We start from the raw sequence: 14,266 nt of genomic DNA, 5'->3' as shown, positions 1-14,266 counted from the left end.
TCAATTCCCTCCCAGCCGGTATAATGCGTCATTCCACTTCAGCTCTTTTTTCAGCTCGCGTATTTCGGTATTGCGGGAAATAAAGATGCTTTCAATGCCTGCCATTTCAGCCCAGTCAAGCATCTGTTCAGCCGTAAGACGGAAGGACATACAGGTATGATGAGCGCCTCCCGCCAAAATCCATGCTTCCGCAGCTGTTTTCAGCGATGGCTCAGGCTTCCACAGCACCCGCGCCACAGGCAGATTCGGCATATCATGTTCAATTTCCCTGCCTTCCGCTTCATTCAGAATGAGACGGAACCGCCCTCCGATGTCAATGATACTTGCGATGATGGCTGAACCGCCGATTCCGTTAAAGACCAATCGGGCGGGATCTTCCTTTCCCCCGATTGAGAGAGGATGGACTTCGATTTTCGGCCGGTCAAGGGCAATTGTCGGACATACTTCAAGCATATGTGATCCGAGAATCATCGCACGCCCCGGCTCAAAATGGTACGTGTAATCTTCCATGAAGGAGGTTTGTTTTCCGTCCGCCATTATTTTCATCATTCGTACCAAGGCAGCCGTTTTCCAATCGCCTTCGCCGGCAAATCCGTACCCTTTTTCCATGAGACGCTGAACGGCAAGCCCCGGAAGCTGCTTCATTCCGTGCAAAACTTCAAAGGAGGTCGAAAACGCTGTATATCCGCCCCGTTCGAGAAAGGCCGTTAATCCGAGTTCGATTTTCGCCTGTTCTTTAATGGAAGAAACTTTTGCTTCATCCCGTTTCGTTTCATCGCTGATGATATACAATTTGTCGTATTCTTCATAAAGCGCTTCAATTTCTGCATCGGTGACATTGTTCATCACCTCGGTAAGATCACCGATTCCGTACCCGTCAACCTGCCAGCCGAATTGAATGTGGGCGCCGACTTTGTCTCCGTCAGTAACGGCTACATTCCGCATGTTGTCGCCGAACCGGGCTACTTTAATATGCCTGCTTTCATTCCAAGCGGCAGCAGTATTCATCCATTGTGAAATGTCACGTTTAACTTCTTCATCATCCCAATAGCCTGCAATGACTTTTCTCGTCTGCCCCATTCTTGACTGGATATATCCGTATTCCCGGTCTCCGTGGGCGGATTGGTTGCTGTTCATAAAATCCATATCAATCGTTTCCCACGGAATGTCGTGATGATATTGGGTATGCAGATGAAGCATCGGCTTTTGAAAGGCGGAAAGACCTTCAATCCACATTTTCGCCGGAGAAAATGTATGCATCCACGTGATGATCCCGGCGCAGTTTTCTTGATATTGGGCTTCCCGCAAAACCTCTCTGATTGTTTCAGATGACGTAACAACCGCTTTATGCCTGATCTTGTATCTTGATGACACCCCGCTGAGACCGTCACATATCCCTTTTGCGTGTTGATCGACAAGCTGAAGCGTTTCCTCTCCGTATAAGTGCTGACTTCCCGTCACAAACCAAAATTCATATTCTTTGTTCTGAAGCACAATCATTTCCCCTTCCTGTCAAAATAAAGCGCTTGCATTTAAAAATATACGTATAAATTAAAATATTAAACTTTTAACTTTTTATTTGTACGAACAATTTTATTATAGTTAAGGAGGAATCAAACTGTCAATCTTTTATTACAAGTAAAAAGCCGGACACACATGCCCGGCTGCTCAATTAATAGGATGGCCACCCTGAACTCCAATCGATATCATTGATGAGCATCTTCGGGATTCCGCTGTTTTCGGCATCATACGCATGACGCACTAAAATATTTCCGTTCACAATGTCTTGACCGCCCGGGCCTTTCCAGCGGTCATTGCCGGAATCAAGAATCGTCCCTCCGCCTTCTGACATGCTTTTCCCGCTTTTATCGAGATATGGACCGGTGATGCTTTTGGATCTTCCATAAGCGATTTTGTACGTACTATTCACGCCTGAACAGCATTTATCAAACGACACCATTAAGTAATAGTAGCCGTTCTGGTAGGTGATGGCCGGCGCTTCCAAAGCTCCGCCGTTATTCGGTCTGGCAGCGATGGAATACAGTGATCCCGTCGGTTTCATTGTGTTTTTATCAAGCTTTGTCAGCTTAATGCCGCTCCAAAAAGAACCGAAGGCAAGCCATGGATTTCCGTCTTTATCAATTGTCAGCTCCGGGTCAATTGCATTGTAGTTATTGGCGCTTGTTGAACGGATGACGAGCCCTTCGTCCTTCCAGTTTCCCGAACTGAGACTTGTAGATGATGCAAGACCGATCGCGGAGGTATTTTTGCCGAATGAAGAAACGGCATAGTAAAGCCAATACTTTCCGTTATAAAATTGAACATCGGGGGCCCATTGATTCAGCCCGTAATTCGGCACGTAATTGCCCCACCAAGACAGCGGGGAAGTAAAAATTGATTTCTGAACGGTCCACACGCCGCCGCTGCCCGCCTTTAAGACACGAAGCCCCCTCTCACCTTCCAAACCGGTTCCGAACGCGTACCACGTGTTTCCTTCTTTCGCCATTGTCGGATCGTGCAGCAATTCATTCGACGCACCCCAAAACGCGGCAGATGCCGGGGACGAAGACAGCAGCAGCAGCCCGGCTGTGACGACTGCGCACGAAAAGCGGATCATGCGTTTGAATCTGTTTTTCATTTCATAACCCCTCTCTTTTTTTGAAGCGCTTACAAAAATCTTCTGTAAGATATTTCTATGTCTTTTCTTATTGTAGCCATCGTGATCATATTTGTACAGACAAAAAAAAGAATCTGCTTGAAAAAGCAGATTCTTCCGTATCATTATTGATATGTAATACGGTCAACCGTTTCCCGGTCTAATTTTTTAATTACTTCTGTGATCAATTTTACCGTATTCTCATAATCATCCCGATGCAAAATAGCGGCATGAGTGTGAATGTAGCGCGTTGCGATCGTAATAGACAGCGCCGGCACTCCGTTTGCGGTTAAATGAATGGAACCTGAATCCGTCCCGCCCCCGGCAATGGAATCGAATTGATACGGAATTCCCGCTTCTTCCGCCGTGTTTACGACAAGGTCGCGCAGCCCTTTGTGAGAGACCATAGATGCGTCATACAGAATAATTTGCGGCCCTTCGCCGATTTTACTTTGCGCTTCTTTTTCAGAAATTCCCGGTGTATCTCCGGCAATTCCGACATCCACACCGAACGCGATATCAGGCTGGATGGTATGCGCCGCTGTTTTCGCCCCGCGCAGCCCGACTTCTTCTTGAACCGTTCCCACTCCGTATACTTCATTCGGATGATCGCTGTTTTCCAGATTTTTTAATACATCGATGGCAATCGCACAGCCGATACGGTTGTCCCATGCTTTCGCCAATAAATGTTTTTCATTGTTCATCACTGTAAATTCAAAATACGGCACAACCTGGTCACCCGGTAGAACGCCCCATTCCATTGCTTCTTCACGGCTGGACGCCCCGATATCGATGAACATCTCTTTGATATCGGCGGCTTTTTTTCTGGCGTCAGGCGGTAAAATATGAGGCGGCTTCGAACCGATGATTCCCGTGATGTCTCCTTTTTTTGTCACGACGGTGACGCGCTGGGCCAGCATCACCTGAGACCACCAGCCGCCGACGGTTTGGAAGCGGAGAAAGCCTTTATCAGTGATTTGCGTCACCATAAAACCGACTTCGTCTAAATGCCCTGAGATCATGATTTTCGGACCGTTTTCTTCGCCGGTTTTTTTGGCGATTAAGCTTCCCAGCCGGTCGGTTGTGACCTCATCGGCAAATGGTTCTATGTATGATTTCATCACTTGTCTGACTTCTCTCTCATTTCCCGGTATCCCTTTTGCGTCCGTTAACGCTTTCAGCATGGTGAGCGTTTCATCTAATTTTGTCATCAATAAACCTCCTTTTTTTCACTACCTTCTTATTATACAGAACCGATGCAGAAGCATACGATTAATTCGCCTGAAAAACGGGTAAATGTTTTTATCTATTTCTTTTAAAAAAATGAAACCTTTTGTTTTGTTTTTCGTATTACATCAGATCATGACAAAGGTGAGGAGGTGCCTTCACACAGATGGCCATTACAGTATTCAGGATTGTCTTGCTTGCACTTCTTATTTATTTTATTTACATGGCGGTCAAATTCTACGCAAACCCGAAGAGAAGGCTCAGACTGGCACAATCAAAAGAAAATTTTTATTTTATTGATGAACAGAAAAACACGCGAAAAAATCTCCAGCTTACTTATAAAGGAGTGCTCTTTGAAGGAGAGAAGCATATCCCTTCCAAAGACCATCCGCTGTTTATTCATACGATATTTGTATGGACTGAGACTCCGGAAAAGCTGAGCAGCTTTTCTGCAGATGATTTCGAAGAAGTTGAGAAAAAGGTATTGGAGCGGTACCCGAATTGCAAGATTGATTGGGACCAGCCCATTAAAAAAGCAAAAAAAGCAGGCGGGCGCTGAGCCCTCCTGCTTTTTATTTATCATTCAAATAGATCACCACAAGGGCGGCTTCAACGAGAAAAAGCAGCGGCACCCCGTATAAAAAAGCTTTGTGCTTTGTCTTATGCCTGAAGGTGCGCATGCCGATCCATACGCCGAGTGAGCCGAACATGGCGGCTGTGAGCCATATCCGTTTCTCTGATATTCTCCATCTGTGCGCTTTCGCTCTTCTTTTATCAGCGCCCATGATCCAAAAGCCGTATCCGTTTATCAGTACGGCATAAATGAAGAGAGCCATTAATTGTCACCCTTTACGTAAAAAAACCGCTCCCGGAAAGAGAGCGGCTTTTTCAACTTACTTGTCTAACTGAGCTTTAGCAGCATCAGCAAGCTGATTGAAAGCAGTAAGATCGTTTACAGCAAGATCAGCAAGCATTTTGCGGTTTACTTCGATGCCTGAAAGCTTAAGACCGTGCATTAAACGGCTGTAAGAAAGACCGTTCATACGAGCAGCTGCGTTGATACGAGTGATCCAAAGCTTACGGAAGTCACGTTTTTTCTGACGACGGTCACGGAAAGCGTAGTTTCCAGATTTCATGACCTGCTGGTTTGCTACTTTGTATAATCTATGTTTTGAACCGAAATAACCTTTTGCTAATTTAAGAACCTTTTTACGACGCTGACGCGACACAGTTCCGCCTTTTACTCTTGGCATTATATTTCCCTCCTAATTGTTCCTTGTCCGATTACTTGATGTTAGCAAGCTGTTGTTTGATACGTTTGAAGTCTCCTGCGCTTACAATAGCACCCTTGCGAAGCTTACGCTTTTGCTTTTGGGATTTGTTGGCGAATAAGTGACTTGTATATGCATGAGAACGTTTTAACTTCCCAGAACCTGTCTTTTTAAAACGTTTAGCAGATCCGCGGTGAGTTTTCATTTTTGGCATGGGATTTCCTCCTTATTGCTTTTCGTTTTTCGGCGCGAGCATTAAGAACATGCTGCGGCCGTCCATTTTTGGTTTTGTTTCGACTGTCGCAACTTCCGCACATGCTTCAGAGAAACGGTCCAATACGCGCTGGCCGATTTCTTTATGAGTGATTGCGCGTCCTTTAAAGCGGATAGAAGCTTTCACTTTATCGCCTTTTTCAAGGAATTTAATCGCATTTCGCAATTTCGTGTTAAAGTCATGCTCATCGATTGTCGGACTTAATCTAACTTCTTTTAAGTTAATGATTTTTTGATTTTTGCGTGCTTCTTTGTCCTTTTTCTGCTGCTCGAATCTGAACTTACCGTAGTCCATGATGCGGCATACAGGCGGTTTTGCATTCGCTGCAACTAACACAAGGTCAAGATTTGCGCGGCCGGCGATTTCAAGTGCTTCCTGACGGGACTTGATGCCGAGCTGATCGCCATTTTGTCCGATCAGACGAACTTCACGTGCACGGATACCCTCATTAACCAATTGATCTTTGCTAATAATGAGCCACCTCCATAGTTTCTTCGAATTGATTCACAACGCGTTTTGACTGCATTCTGCAGGCAAACAAAAAGTGCGGGCATGACAACACACCCACACTACGAACATCTGCATAAATAAAAATGTACGGTCAACCTGCCAACTACATGAATGTGTCAATCAGGTGAGAAGCGGGTGCCTCTGCTTGTGATTTATATTCAATTCAATAACTATTCTACACAATACCGGAACGTTAGTCAAGAATGACTTATCCGGATCAACTTTTTCATTTTAACACGGCACCGGGGGGAGCGCAAGGAAAAATGTGAAATTTCGTTCTTTGCCGTCCGCGGATGAGCCGGACAATAAAAAAACCCGGATGTATGATCCGGGTTTATCCACCAATGAGCTGAACGAATACCGGGATGACCAGCACCGTCACCACTCCTACGACGACAACCGCGATACTTGCCATTGCCGCTTCTACTTCTCCCATCTCAATACCGACCGCAACACCGAGTGCGTGTCCGGATGTGCCGAGAGCCAGTCCTTTAGAGATCGGATGTTTCACTTTAAACAGTTTTAAGAATAAAGCCCCGAGAGCATAGACAATGACGGCGTTGAAAATGACGGCGAAAGCAGTGATGTCGGTGATGCCGCCGATCCCTTTTGACAGCGGAAGGGCAATTGCCGTTGTCGCTGCCTGCGGAAGCATGCTTTTCATAACGGCCGCGTCAAGATGAATGCCTTTTGCGATCAGATAGACAATCGTGACTGAGCAGATAGAGCCGGCAATGATAGACGACATGATCTGCCACCAGTATTTTTTCAGCTTGTCACGCTGTTTGTATAAAGGAATGGCAAAAGCAATCGTCGCGGGCTCCAGGAAGAACTTAATAATGTCTCCGCCGCTTTTATAATCTTCATATGAAAAACCGCCGAGCTTCAGAAAAAGGATGCCAAGCACCATCGCGACAAACAGCGGGGTGAAGAGGAAAAATCCTTTCGTTTTTTTAAATAAATACGTGCCGATGCCAAAGGCCGCAAGCGAAACGACAATACCGAAATATGGACTCATCCGATTTCCCTCCTAATGCTGCACAAGTTCATTTTCTTGATTGGAACGGCGCACCGTTTGTTTATCAGCCGGAGCTGCCTTCTGACGTTTTTGGCTGACTGACAGAATCAGCTGAGAAAAAAGGCCCGTCGCCCCTAACAGAATGATGGTGGCGAGTAAGATGACGAGTGCGATCTGCACGCCGTACTGCTGCATGACGCCAAGTGAATTCATCACGGAGATGCCCGACGGGACAAATAAAAATCCGATCAGTGACGTTAATGATGTTCCCAGCGTTTCTACTTGTTCAAGTTTTATCACTTTCAGGCATAAAAGGACAAATAATAGCACCAAACCTACTACGGAAGCGGGTATAGGAATGGGGACAATCGCTGCAATCCCATTAGATATGAGCATAATGCCGGCAAAAATAAATGCTTGTGTCAGAAATCCGTACACTTTCTTCGCACTCATTTTCTTCACCTCTTTCTCTAAGTTAGGTCCATTATAAAAGAGAAACCGGCTTATTAAGCGCTTTCATCACAAACGGCAGAATATTCAATCTGAAATGCAAAAAACGGCTGCTGAAATGCAGAAAGCCGCCTCATATAATATGAAGCAGCTTTTTTAAGTCCTTTGCGTATGTACGGCTGACGGGAATTTTAGAGCCGTCTTTTAAGATCAGATTGTAGGTCGAATTAAACCACGGATGAATTTCCGTAATATGCTCCGTATTCACGATGAACGCGCGGTGCACTCTCAAGAAGCCCGTCTCAGGCAGTTTTTTCTCAATAACAGCTAAGGTTTCATGAACGGAATAAGACGCGGCAAACGTTTTGACGGAAACGTGCCCGTCCTCCATGCCCGCAAAAATAATATCCTTCGTATCTAAAATGACAATGGATTCGCCGGCTGATACCGCAAGCTTATGCGCTCCGGCTGCGGTTTGCTGTTCTGAGACGGCTTCTGCCCTGTCCTGCTTCACTCTTTTAAACTTTCTGATTGTCTGGCGGACTCTTTCTTCATCAAAAGGCTTTGTTAAATAATCGAGCGCATCGACTTCAAAGGCCTTTAAAGCAAATTGGTCATAAGCCGTCGCAAAAACGACAGCCGGCGGATTTTTCATGTTTTTCAGCCGCTTGGCAATGTCAAATCCGTTTTCTCCTGACAAATCAACATCTAAAAACAGCAGATCCGGTTTTTGATCCATCATGCTGTCAAAAGCGGATTCAATATTTTCCGCCTCGTTTATGTCATCTACTTCATTCGTCCGTTTCAGCAAATAAGCTAATTCATCCCTTGCCAGCATTTCATCATCAACGATTAACACCTTCAGCATGTTCTTCTCCTTTAGTCATCAGTTTCAAAGGCAGCTCAAATGATACGTCCGTACCTTTTTGGGGCTCACTTTCCAATCGCAGAGCGGCTTCAGGGCCGAACAGCCCGATCAGCCGCTGATTTAAATTGTAAAGTGCGGTTCCCGTTCCTTCTTTAGACGGCAGCGGACGGTTTCCGAGCACGGACAGCAATTCCGGATCAATTCCCCGTCCATTGTCCCTCACCCGCATTAAAACCGACGGGCCGGCGGATACCACGCTGACATTGACGGCACAGCTGTCCTGCTTTCTTGAAAATGCATGGCGGAGCGCATTTTCGACGAGGATCTGCAGCACAAAAGGAGGAATTTCGATGTCCTCCAAACCGTTTTCAATTTCAAGACTGATTTTATATTTCCCGGGAAAACGGGCCTGCTCCAATGACAAATATGCCTGCAGATGGTTCAGTTCTTTAGAAAGCGGGATGAGCAGCTGCCTTGCCCCCTGCAGGTTGGAACGGAAATAGACGCTGAGCTGCAGCAGAAGCTTTCGGGTTTTTTCCACATCCGTACGGCAAAGAGCAGAAATCGTATTGATTGCATTAAACAGAAAATGCGGATTGACCTGTGCCTGAAGCGCCTTTATTTCTGCATCTTTCAGCAATTTGCTCTGCAGTTCCGCCTCGCCGAGTTCAAGCTGGGTGGAAAACAGCATGGCGAGCCCCTCTGCGAGCTCTTCTTCAACCCGGCTTAAACCTGACGGGCTTTTAAAATACATTTTCAGCGTCCCGATTGTTTTGCCGTTTGACGTCAGCGGCAATACGATCGCCGCATGCAGCGGACAGGGATCGTGCGTGCATTCAATTTCTTTCTTTGATGTCGCTTTCATAATATGCCCCGTTTTAATGACGCGTTTTGACAATCCGGTAATCAGGCTTTCAGACGGAATATGATGGTCGGCACCCGCTCCGACGTGAGCTAAAATCTTTTCATTATCCGTAAGCGATACCGCGTCCGTTCCTGTTTGCCTGTGGATGATGGCAGCGACGCTTTTGCATGAGCTTTCATTCAGCCCCTGACGGAAAAACGGAAGCGTCTGGTCGGCAATCATCAGCACCCTGTGGGTTTCAAGAGCTCTTGCCCGTTCTTCCTTCCGGATCATCGATTGAATGATCGAAAGAAAAATAAAAGTCCCTGACCCGTTTACCAATATCATCGGGATGCCAATGATGCTCACTAGGGTCCAAGCGTCAGAAAACGGCTTGGCCATTAAAAGAATGAGCAGCATTTGCAATGATTCCATCCCGAGTCCGACCAGCGCGGCCACTCGCGGTGTCGGCATTGCATAACGCTTTCTGAAATACCGCCCGATCCAGCCGGACAAAACCCCGGCTAAAACGGATGAGACGGCACAGCTGACTGCGGTCGCGCCGCCTAGTGATAAACGATGCAGGCCGGACAGTATGCCGACACCGATCCCTACATACGGGCCGCCCAAGAGTCCGCCGATTTCAACACCCATAATCCGCGTGTTGGCAATTGAACCGGACGGATTAATTTGAAACACCCAGTCATTATTCATAATTGTATTCTGCTGAATTTCTATTCCCGTATAGTTGCTGATAATACTGAACAGCGAGAAAATTGAAATCAGCACCGCTTTGCCTTTATAGCTCTCAGGCTGCTGGAGCGCCTGTCTGAACAATCTGGTATGAGCCAGAACAAAGCCCAATATGACGATTATTCCGACTCTTTCCAGCATCATAATAATCAAATGCAGCATGCTTTTTCACCTGTTCTTTCAAATTTTATTTTATCACGTTTTAATGCTCGAGACAGAATATGACACAAATCTGCCTGTTTTTTTCAAATCATCTGAAAACAAATCTTTCGCAGTCTATGTATCTATTGTAGAATAAACGGGAGCCTTGCGGCAGAGAGTTTCAGAATATAACAAAGAGGAGAAGATCATGAAAGCCGTATTTTTTGATTTGGACGATACACTGTTATGGGATGAAAAAAGCGTCAGAACAACATTCAGGGAAACATGTTTACAAGCAGAAAAAAAATATGGCCTTGACCCGCACACTTTTGAAGAAGCGGTTCGGAAAGCGGCACGGGAATTGTATATGTCATACGAAACCTATCCTTATACGGTCATGATCGGCATTAATCCGTTTGAAGGGTTGTGGGCGAATTTCTCCGAGCCGGTCAGCGAAGGATTTAAACAGCTGAATCAGATTGCGCCGGAATACAGACGAAACGCCTGGACGAACGGCTTAAAAAGTGTCGGCATAGACGATGCGGCTTACGGCGAATATTTGGCGGAGTTTTTCGCGGCGGAACGCAGACAGCGCCCGTATGTGTATGATGAAACATTTGCGGTGCTTGATAAGCTGAAAGGTGTTTATGAACTGCTTCTGCTGACAAACGGCGATCCCAGCCTGCAAAAAGAAAAACTTGCCGGCGTTCCTGAGCTTGCGCCTTATTTTAATGAAATCGTCATCTCAGGCGCTTTCGGAAAAGGGAAACCCGACGCCTCCATATTTGAACATTGCCTCAGCCTCCTGAAGCTGAAAAAAGAAGATGCCATAATGGTCGGAGATAATCTCAACACTGATATTTTGGGAGCGAAACGGGCAGGCATCACGACGGTGTGGGTAAACCGGACGAATAAGAAAAATGAAACAGACATTACGCCTGATTATGTGATCAGCGATCTTCACGAACTGTTTGCGATTATAGAGAAGCAGAAACAAAGATAAAAAAAACCCCATTCATTCAGAATGGGGTTTTTTGTGTGTCTGGTTATTTTTTCGCTTCGGCTACAGCCTTTTTCACAAAATCGTCCAATGAAACGGTTTCGGATTTCTGCTCTCCGTATTTCCGGACGTTTACCGCGCCGTTTTCAGCTTCTTGGTCACCGACCACAAGCATGTACGGGATTTTTTGCATTTGCGCTTCACGGATTTTATAGCCGATTTTCTCGTCCCGGCTGTCAAGCTCGACACGCAGGCCTTCGCGCTGCAGGCGCTCCTGCACCTTTTTCGCGTAGTCAAGATGCACAGACGGTGATACAGGAATGACTTGGAATTGCACAGGCGCAAGCCATGTCGGAAGGGCGCCTTTGTGCTCTTCGATTAAGAAAGCAACAAAGCGTTCCATCGTTGACACGACGCCGCGGTGGATAACGACTGGACGGTGCTGTTTGCCGTCTTCCCCGACGTAAGTGAGATCAAAGCGTTCCGGAAGAAGGAAGTCAAGCTGCACGGTTGACAATGTCTCTTCTTTGCCGATCGCCGTTTTCACCTGCACGTCAAGCTTAGGGCCGTAAAATGCCGCTTCGCCTTCCGCTTCATAGTAATCATGGCCGATTTCATCCATTGCCGCCTTCAGCATGGATTGCGCTTTATTCCACATCTCATCATCATCAAAATATTTTTCCGTGTCTTCAGGATCCCGGTAAGACAGGCGGAATGTGTAATCACTCAGGCCGAAGTCTTCGTATACGTCTTGAATCAAGCGGACCGTGCGGATGAATTCTTCTTTAATCTGATCCGGGCGGACGAAAATGTGCGCGTCATTTAACGTCATGCCGCGTACGCGCTGAAGACCTGAAAGCGCCCCGGACATTTCATAACGATGCATCGTTCCGAGCTCGGCGATGCGGATCGGAAGCTCCCGGTAGCTGTGAATGTCCTGTTTGTAAATCATCATATGGTGAGGACAGTTCATCGGACGGAGCACAAGCGTTTCATTGTCCATTTCCATCGGCGGGAACATGCCGTCCTGATAATGTTCCCAGTGACCTGATGTTTCGTACAGGTCTTTGCTTCCGAGAACAGGCGTATACACGTGTTCATAGCCGAGGCTCAGCTCTTTATCCACAATGTAGCGCTCAATCACGCGGCGGATGGTCGCGCCTTTCGGCAGCCAGAGCGGCAGGCCTTGTCCGACTTTTTGAGAGTTGGCGAACAATTTTAGTTCTTTGCCCAGTTTTCTGTGGTCGCGTTCTTTCGCTTCTTCAAGCATGCGCAAATGCTCTTTCAGGTCATCTTTTTTAAAGAAAGCCGTGCCGTAAATGCGCTGAAGCATTTGGTTTTTGCTGTCGCCGCGCCAGTATGCGCCTGCAAGGCTGAGCAGCTTAAATTCTTTAATTTTTCCTGTAGACGGCACGTGCACGCCGCGGCAGAGGTCAAAAAATTCACCCTGCTCATAAATGGAGACCGTTTCTCCTTCTGGGATGGCATCCAGCAGTTCAAGCTTCAGATTATCGCCGATTTCCGCAAACATGGCTTTTGCTTCCTCACGGCTCACTTCTTTTCGGATGATCGGCAGATTTTCACCGATGATGCGTTTCATTTCTTTTTCAATCTTAGGAAGGTCATCCGGCGTCAGCGCCTGCTCCATTTCAACATCATAATAGAACCCATTTTCAATAACGGGGCCTACTCCGAATTTCACATCTTTATAAATGCGTTTAATCGCCTGAGCCAATAAATGCGCCGTGCTGTGACGCATGATATTCAGGCCTTCTTCTGTGCCTTCTGTAATAATTTCTACGGCACCGTCCTCTTGAATCGGCGTTCTTAAATCAATTTCCTGTCCGTTCAGTTTTCCGGCTAAAGATTTTTTCTTTAATCCCGGACTGATGGATGCCGCGATATCTTCTGTTGTTGTTCCTTTCGGAAATTCCTTTACCGCTCCGTCCGGAAATGTGATGTTGATCATATCTGACATCTTCGTCACTCCTTTTTTTATGCAAATCAAAAACCCCGCCCCCTATGAAAGGGACGAGGTTAAATAAACGGAATCGTGGTTCCACCCTTTTTTCCGCGCGGCCGGTTTTTTTCGGCACCTGCGGCTCTAAACTCTGTAACGGGAGTTCCCGTCAGCTATTACTGGCGCTTATTCCGGCGTTCACAGCTGAAGTTCAAAGGCGGTAAAGACAATGATCCATAGCTGGAAAGCTTTCAGCCTGGGCTCTCCTCTCTTATAAAGCCGGTATCAATGCTTCATGTCCTTATCAATACGTGTAGCAATCATTAATCTGTTATGTATTATAAAATGTCTGTGAGAAAAATGCAACTCGGTTTTTCGTCTGATTTCGCACAGACAGCCCCGCTGCTGCCGCAAGGCCGTCTGTGCAGCTATCCTTCCGTCTTTTCCGCCGCAAACGCGCCTAACGGAAAAAGACGCACCCGCTCCTGAAACACGTTTTGAATCGTTCTGGACATCATATGCTCCGGTTTGTCCGTATACAGTTCTACCGTCTCAGGCGCGATAGAGATCAGCGGCGCAAGCAGGTGGGAATCTATATACATCGGGTGCTCCCGCACAAACCGTCTGTCTATGTATTTTTTCTGTTCCCGTTCTGACACGTAGCGCAGCTCCCACAGTGTAAAAGCCCGGTCATGTACGATATGGACTTTCTTCATCCGCGGCGGATTGGATGTCACGTAATCTCTCAAAGACTGGATAAAGTTTTGATATTCCTGTTCCATCCGGTATTCATCTATCGCAGCCTCGGTATATTCCCTGAGCCGCTCATAATACCTGCCGAGCCGGAACGTCTGAAACGAACGCACGGAAAAAACACCCGCATCAAGTGAAATCGTCCGGAGCGCTTCTGAAATAAACTGTGTGCGCGGCTCTTTCTTCGGCTCAAACGGATGATCATCAAGCTCCCCTTCCATAATGCTGTGTGCAAGCTGAAGGATTTGCTGCTGTTCATCCTGATCGGTGAAGCAGTATTCGTCTTCAATAAGCGAAAGCATATGCTCGTCTTCTTTACATTCTAAAAAAAATCTGACCAGGATCGGCTCAATAAAGCGCTGGACGCAAAAAGCCGATTCAGACCTTGCGATTCCGACTTTTTTTATGCCTTCACGGACAATAAAATGTCTCCGGTCGTCCGATTGCTGAATGAGATGTAAAAAAGCGGCGGTATCGTGGTCATCTTCAAAGATCACTTCAAGCATATTTGTCCCCCCTTACGGCATCTGTTACAAGTATA

The 14,266-nt window shown here is 46.6% G+C and carries 15 protein-coding genes and 1 other annotated feature; of the genes, 2 read left to right on the top strand and 13 right to left on the bottom strand.

Annotation, left to right across the window (positions count from 1 at the left end; all coding sequences use genetic code 11):
* The 3 genes from araA to ACH32G_RS10820 form a co-directional block, all read right to left on the bottom strand.
* Positions 1–1,494: an L-arabinose isomerase gene (gene araA, locus ACH32G_RS10830; RefSeq protein ID WP_448814346.1), complete on the bottom strand. Its 1,494-nt coding sequence runs from the start codon at positions 1,492–1,494 to the stop codon at positions 1–3.
* Between the two features lie 178 nt (positions 1,495–1,672).
* Positions 1,673–2,638 carry a glycoside hydrolase family 43 protein gene (locus tag ACH32G_RS10825; RefSeq protein WP_448814345.1) on the bottom strand — a complete coding sequence of 322 codons (966 nt, stop codon included), beginning with the start codon at positions 2,636–2,638 and terminating at the stop codon, positions 1,673–1,675.
* 143 nt (positions 2,639–2,781) lie between these two features.
* Positions 2,782–3,867, bottom strand: coding sequence for a M42 family metallopeptidase (locus tag ACH32G_RS10820; RefSeq protein WP_064777656.1), 1,086 nt, complete (start codon positions 3,865–3,867; stop codon positions 2,782–2,784).
* Positions 3,868–4,049: 182 nt separating this feature from the next.
* On the opposite strand from ACH32G_RS10820, the gene ACH32G_RS10815 reads away from it, so the two are divergent.
* Complete coding sequence (locus tag ACH32G_RS10815; RefSeq protein WP_016938630.1) at positions 4,050–4,442, top strand: hypothetical protein; 393 nt, start codon at positions 4,050–4,052, stop codon at positions 4,440–4,442.
* A 13-nt stretch (positions 4,443–4,455) separates the two neighbouring features.
* Here the strand turns inward: ACH32G_RS10815 and ACH32G_RS10810 are convergent, their stop codons facing one another.
* From ACH32G_RS10810 to ACH32G_RS10775, 8 genes are all read right to left on the bottom strand, one after another.
* Positions 4,456–4,719 carry a DUF1294 domain-containing protein gene (locus ACH32G_RS10810; RefSeq protein WP_099744759.1) on the bottom strand — a complete coding sequence of 88 codons (264 nt, stop codon included), beginning with the start codon at positions 4,717–4,719 and terminating at the stop codon, positions 4,456–4,458.
* Positions 4,720–4,776: 57 nt separating this feature from the next.
* Complete coding sequence (gene rplT, locus ACH32G_RS10805; RefSeq protein ID WP_007613019.1) at positions 4,777–5,136, bottom strand: 50S ribosomal protein L20; 360 nt, start codon at positions 5,134–5,136, stop codon at positions 4,777–4,779.
* A 31-nt stretch (positions 5,137–5,167) separates the two neighbouring features.
* Complete coding sequence (gene rpmI, locus ACH32G_RS10800; protein ID WP_003152493.1) at positions 5,168–5,368, bottom strand: 50S ribosomal protein L35; 201 nt, start codon at positions 5,366–5,368, stop codon at positions 5,168–5,170.
* 12 nt (positions 5,369–5,380) lie between these two features.
* A complete protein-coding gene (gene infC, locus ACH32G_RS10795) occupies positions 5,381–5,902 on the bottom strand; it encodes a translation initiation factor IF-3 (protein ID WP_071543361.1) in 522 nt (173 codons plus the stop codon).
* 58 nt (positions 5,903–5,960) lie between these two features.
* Positions 5,961–6,091 (bottom strand) — a sequence feature (ribosomal protein L20 leader region).
* Between the two features lie 181 nt (positions 6,092–6,272).
* Positions 6,273–6,956 (bottom strand): antiholin-like protein LrgB, encoded by a 684-nt coding sequence (lrgB, locus tag ACH32G_RS10790; protein ID WP_016938628.1) that lies wholly within the window; start codon positions 6,954–6,956, stop codon positions 6,273–6,275.
* 12 nt (positions 6,957–6,968) lie between these two features.
* Positions 6,969–7,409, bottom strand: a complete 441-nt coding sequence (lrgA, locus tag ACH32G_RS10785; RefSeq protein ID WP_016938627.1) for an antiholin-like murein hydrolase modulator LrgA — start codon at positions 7,407–7,409, stop codon at positions 6,969–6,971.
* A gap of 130 nt (positions 7,410–7,539) precedes the next feature.
* Entirely contained in the window at positions 7,540–8,274 is a 735-nt protein-coding gene (locus ACH32G_RS10780; protein WP_016938626.1) for a LytR/AlgR family response regulator transcription factor, read from the bottom strand.
* Positions 8,252–10,033, bottom strand: coding sequence for a LytS/YhcK type 5TM receptor domain-containing protein (locus ACH32G_RS10775; protein ID WP_448814344.1), 1,782 nt, complete (start codon positions 10,031–10,033; stop codon positions 8,252–8,254). The genes ACH32G_RS10780 and ACH32G_RS10775 overlap by 23 nt, the downstream gene beginning before the upstream one ends.
* Before the next feature lie 187 nt (positions 10,034–10,220).
* Between ACH32G_RS10775 and ACH32G_RS10770 the strand changes: the two genes are divergently transcribed.
* On the top strand, positions 10,221–11,015 hold the full coding sequence (locus tag ACH32G_RS10770) for an HAD family hydrolase (RefSeq protein ID WP_047478303.1): 795 nt from the start codon (positions 10,221–10,223) through the stop codon (positions 11,013–11,015).
* A gap of 43 nt (positions 11,016–11,058) precedes the next feature.
* Here ACH32G_RS10770 and thrS read toward each other — a convergent pair whose 3' ends face one another.
* Both thrS and ytxC read right to left on the bottom strand, forming a co-directional pair.
* Entirely contained in the window at positions 11,059–12,990 is a 1,932-nt protein-coding gene (gene thrS, locus ACH32G_RS10765; RefSeq protein WP_448814343.1) for a threonine--tRNA ligase, read from the bottom strand.
* A 410-nt stretch (positions 12,991–13,400) separates the two neighbouring features.
* On the bottom strand, positions 13,401–14,231 hold the full coding sequence (gene ytxC / locus ACH32G_RS10760) for a putative sporulation protein YtxC (protein ID WP_016938621.1): 831 nt from the start codon (positions 14,229–14,231) through the stop codon (positions 13,401–13,403).
* Positions 14,232–14,266: the final 35 nt, after the last annotated feature.

The sequence above is a fragment of the Bacillus sp. CIS52 genome, from assembly GCF_053545315.1.
This window is presented reverse-complemented; position numbering and strand designations above follow the sequence as displayed.

Excerpts from the sequence above, each read along its gene's own strand:
- ACH32G_RS10825 (WP_448814345.1), bottom strand. The coding sequence starts at position 2,638 with ATGAAAAACAGATTCAAACGCATGATCCGCTTTTCGTGCGCAGTCGTC.
- ACH32G_RS10820 (WP_064777656.1), bottom strand. The coding sequence starts at position 3,867 with ATGACAAAATTAGATGAAACGCTCACCATGCTGAAAGCGTTAACGGAC.
- ACH32G_RS10815 (WP_016938630.1), top strand. The coding sequence starts at position 4,050 with ATGGCCATTACAGTATTCAGGATTGTCTTGCTTGCACTTCTTATTTAT.
- ACH32G_RS10810 (WP_099744759.1), bottom strand. The coding sequence starts at position 4,719 with ATGGCTCTCTTCATTTATGCCGTACTGATAAACGGATACGGCTTTTGG.
- rplT (WP_007613019.1), bottom strand. The coding sequence starts at position 5,136 with ATGCCAAGAGTAAAAGGCGGAACTGTGTCGCGTCAGCGTCGTAAAAAG.
- rpmI (WP_003152493.1), bottom strand. The coding sequence starts at position 5,368 with ATGCCAAAAATGAAAACTCACCGCGGATCTGCTAAACGTTTTAAAAAG.
- lrgB (WP_016938628.1), bottom strand. The coding sequence starts at position 6,956 with ATGAGTCCATATTTCGGTATTGTCGTTTCGCTTGCGGCCTTTGGCATC.
- lrgA (WP_016938627.1), bottom strand. The coding sequence starts at position 7,409 with ATGAGTGCGAAGAAAGTGTACGGATTTCTGACACAAGCATTTATTTTT.
- ACH32G_RS10780 (WP_016938626.1), bottom strand. The coding sequence starts at position 8,274 with ATGCTGAAGGTGTTAATCGTTGATGATGAAATGCTGGCAAGGGATGAA.
- ACH32G_RS10775 (WP_448814344.1), bottom strand. The coding sequence starts at position 10,033 with ATGCTGCATTTGATTATTATGATGCTGGAAAGAGTCGGAATAATCGTC.
- ACH32G_RS10770 (WP_047478303.1), top strand. The coding sequence starts at position 10,221 with ATGAAAGCCGTATTTTTTGATTTGGACGATACACTGTTATGGGATGAA.
- thrS (WP_448814343.1), bottom strand. The coding sequence starts at position 12,990 with ATGTCAGATATGATCAACATCACATTTCCGGACGGAGCGGTAAAGGAA.
- ytxC (WP_016938621.1), bottom strand. The coding sequence starts at position 14,231 with ATGCTTGAAGTGATCTTTGAAGATGACCACGATACCGCCGCTTTTTTA.